The 2,911-nt window shown below is 37.7% G+C and carries 5 protein-coding genes; all 5 read right to left on the bottom strand.

Annotation, left to right across the window (positions count from 1 at the left end; genetic code table 11):
* Nucleotides 1-124: 124 nt before the first annotated feature.
* On the bottom strand, nucleotides 125-418 hold the full coding sequence (locus tag KSO91_RS16745) for a type II toxin-antitoxin system RelE/ParE family toxin (RefSeq protein WP_238744162.1): 294 nt from the start codon (nucleotides 416-418) through the stop codon (nucleotides 125-127).
* Nucleotides 415-696: a type II toxin-antitoxin system Phd/YefM family antitoxin gene (locus KSO91_RS16740; RefSeq protein ID WP_238744163.1), complete on the bottom strand. Its 282-nt coding sequence runs from the start codon at nucleotides 694-696 to the stop codon at nucleotides 415-417. The genes KSO91_RS16745 and KSO91_RS16740 overlap by 4 nt, the downstream gene beginning before the upstream one ends.
* A gap of 195 nt (nucleotides 697-891) precedes the next feature.
* Nucleotides 892-1,131, bottom strand: coding sequence for a hypothetical protein (locus KSO91_RS16735; protein ID WP_238744161.1), 240 nt, complete (start codon nucleotides 1,129-1,131; stop codon nucleotides 892-894).
* Between the two features lie 158 nt (nucleotides 1,132-1,289).
* Entirely contained in the window at nucleotides 1,290-1,703 is a 414-nt protein-coding gene (locus KSO91_RS16730) for a hypothetical protein (RefSeq protein WP_238744160.1), read from the bottom strand.
* A 535-nt stretch (nucleotides 1,704-2,238) separates the two neighbouring features.
* A partial coding sequence (locus tag KSO91_RS16725) for a hypothetical protein (RefSeq protein ID WP_238744159.1) occupies nucleotides 2,239-2,911 on the bottom strand: 673 nt, incomplete at its 5' end.

Raw genomic sequence — 2,911 nt, 5'->3', positions numbered from 1 at the left:
GGAAAACCAACACACCGTACGATGAGTCAAAATATTTAGAAGCACTGAAACGAAGAGGCTCACCGCTGTTAAAATTTGCAATAACTAGCTAATTTTTACTTGCGGTCCACCTCAGGGCGTGTTGTTATAACTCAACATTATCGATTACAAGTAACTGCCGACAATTACGCAATGTTAATATTTTAATCTCTTTTTCTATTTTATAAATTATTCGGTAGCTGCCAAAAATGACTTCGCGATAATTAGATCCTAATAACTCAGGAACTTCTCGCCCCATTTTAGGCTGAGAGCCTAAAAGCTCAGCAAGATCAAATACATCGTTAACCCACTTCTCAGCAGCCGACGATTTATCCGAGGCAATGTATTCAGCAATTACTTCTAATTTTTCTAACGCAAGCGGTGACCAAATAACTTTCAATTTTTAATACTCAGCAACATTTTAGCCCGTGCATCAGCATTAGAAATACCTAGTCCCATAGAAAGTTGAGCTTCTGCTTTTTGAACTTCTTCAAGTAACTCTATCTTTTCTTGCATGGCTTCATACTCAGAAACATCGAGAACTACAGCAACACCTTTTCCTCTTTGAGTGATAACTATTGGTCTTCTCGTTTCATTAATTTGGCGTATAAATGAAGCGACGCCAGCTCTAAACTCTGATAATGGTTTAATATCTTGATCAAAATGAATTCTACCCATCATTCGCACCTTTATTTGTACTAAATATGGTACCAATAATAGTAATAAATCGAGCCAAATGCAACACTTTAGGTTTGAGTTATAACGCCGCTAAACACTGACGCTAGGTTGGCAGTGTTTTTGTGGGTTTTCTTTTGCAAAAATAATGACAAACTGTTTAGCGTCCAGTGCTTTGACTTGTTATGTGTTTGCAATTCAGATGCAATGATCACAAAGTTGTCTATAAAGAACTGCATGTTCATCACTAAGTAACTTTCCTGTTTCCTTACTTGAGCTATCAAGATTATGTAGGAGCCATTTACCAGCGGGAAAATCACCGTCTGCTTCCCCCTGATTAATTAGATCTATAGTATTAGGTAAGTCAGTTTCAGATATATATTCATTTGCTAGAACCCGCATAATTTCATAGATCTCAGTATTCGATAGCCACTCCATGCAAACTCCTCTTAACACATAACGCCGCTAAACACTGGCGCGTAAGTTGGCGCTGTTTTTGCTGGCTTTTTGTTTTGGCAAAAAACGTGACAACTGTTTAGCGTCCAGTGCTTTGCTTTGTTAGTTGTGCATTTTGCCAAGCACAAGCAGTGCTACTATTACTCTTTAAATGAGCCTGATTGAGTGGCTGATGGATATTTTTCTATATCAGCAGTAAAAGTACCTGAAGTAGTTGATGTATACGTAAGGTTATAGTTTCCTTTACCAAAAGCAGAGTCATCAATAGCAATAGTACCTTTGTTGCCACTTGAACTGTACGAAAAAGTACCCGCTGAGTTAACTACGTTTACCCCATCCCCATTGATCGTATATTGATTTGTCGTATTTGAAACGACAACATCTGCAGTTCCGGTAGAGGCAAAACCACCAGAGCCAGATGAAATTGTAACTTTGATAGTTTTTCCTGAAATAGAAGTTGGAGCTGAAATTTCAGATTCATTAGTGCTATTACTACTACACCCAGCTATAACCAAACTTAACAAAATAGCGGGTAACAATTTTAAGACTTTCATGTTTTTTCTCCACGTCCTGTGATTTAAAGAGTATGTCAGTTGTCGGACGCTATAAACAACTAACGCCTTGCTCACCGGCGAGTAAGTTGGTGCTATTTTTGCTGCTTTTTCTTTTAGCAAAAACCGCGACAACTGTATCGAGTCCGCGTGCAACAATTTGTTAGTTGCTCTTTATAAATCATACACTACGAGAATTATGGTGCTTGCAACCATCAAAAAAAAGCTCAACATGAACCAACAAAAGGAAAAAACAAATAGCCTTTGAACATGTTTAGGAACATTGTTTCTTTTCTCGAGCATGCCATATCGTTTTGCATGAAATGAACTGATAAATACAGTACCGTACTGTAAAACGCCTTGCCCTGAAAAAAAAATATTTAAAGTATAAAATTTAACACCATCATCAAGTTTGTCTTCTAAGAAGGGAAGCCATTTTGACTTTAAATAGAACACCAAACAAATCCAAATAAAAATCCCTATACTTCCAGAAAGCAAAAGGGTTAAAAAAATAAGTTCTGGCAACTGTAGGGCCATATTATTTAATGGAATTAGTACGATACAAAAATTCCCCTCCTTTATTTCCTACATAACCACCTGCTTCAGCACCCACATAACCACCTGCAGTTCCTGCAACCACAGCACACCAAAAAGTACTTGTACCTGCCGAAGGCAAACCAAAAACTAATGAACACGTTGCCCAAGTGGCAAACATTCCACCACCAATACCACCAACAACGCTAGCTCCTGCTTTACCTGTTTGAGTATATTTAGCTTTTCTACATTGAGCATCATCACCAACTGAGCAGGCTTTTTGTATGTTGGCAACCGCGTCAACTCCTGTTAAAGCTATTCCGACATAACCAACACGTTTTAAATTACGTGACATTTTTGCAACCGTTTCATAGTTTTTTGCAAAATTAGGAATGGTCGTAACATTACCTGGCTGTTTACTCCATTGATGAACAATACTTTTGCTGCTAAGCCCTAAATTACTGCGCACATCACCAGAGAGTAATTTACCACCCATTGCAGGCTGACCAAATCTACTAAGTGCATTGTCAAGTCGTTGAAAATACACTTTTCTTCTAGTAAAAAAACTTTGATTATTTAAATTTCCTGTTGAATTGTAGCTATTAACATATGAGCGCTCTAAATCTTTTAAAATCGACTTTACTTGGCTAGTGTGTGCATTCCACGTGGTATTACTT

Origin of the sequence: Psychromonas antarctica (assembly GCF_022267535.1) — a bacterium.
GTDB lineage: Bacteria > Pseudomonadota > Gammaproteobacteria > Enterobacterales > Psychromonadaceae > Psychromonas > Psychromonas antarctica.
This window is presented reverse-complemented; position numbering and strand designations above follow the sequence as displayed.

Excerpts from the sequence above, each read along its gene's own strand:
- KSO91_RS16735 (WP_238744161.1), bottom strand. The coding sequence starts at position 1,131 with ATGGAGTGGCTATCGAATACTGAGATCTATGAAATTATGCGGGTTCTA.
- KSO91_RS16740 (WP_238744163.1), bottom strand. The coding sequence starts at position 696 with ATGGGTAGAATTCATTTTGATCAAGATATTAAACCATTATCAGAGTTT.
- KSO91_RS16730 (WP_238744160.1), bottom strand. The coding sequence starts at position 1,703 with ATGAAAGTCTTAAAATTGTTACCCGCTATTTTGTTAAGTTTGGTTATA.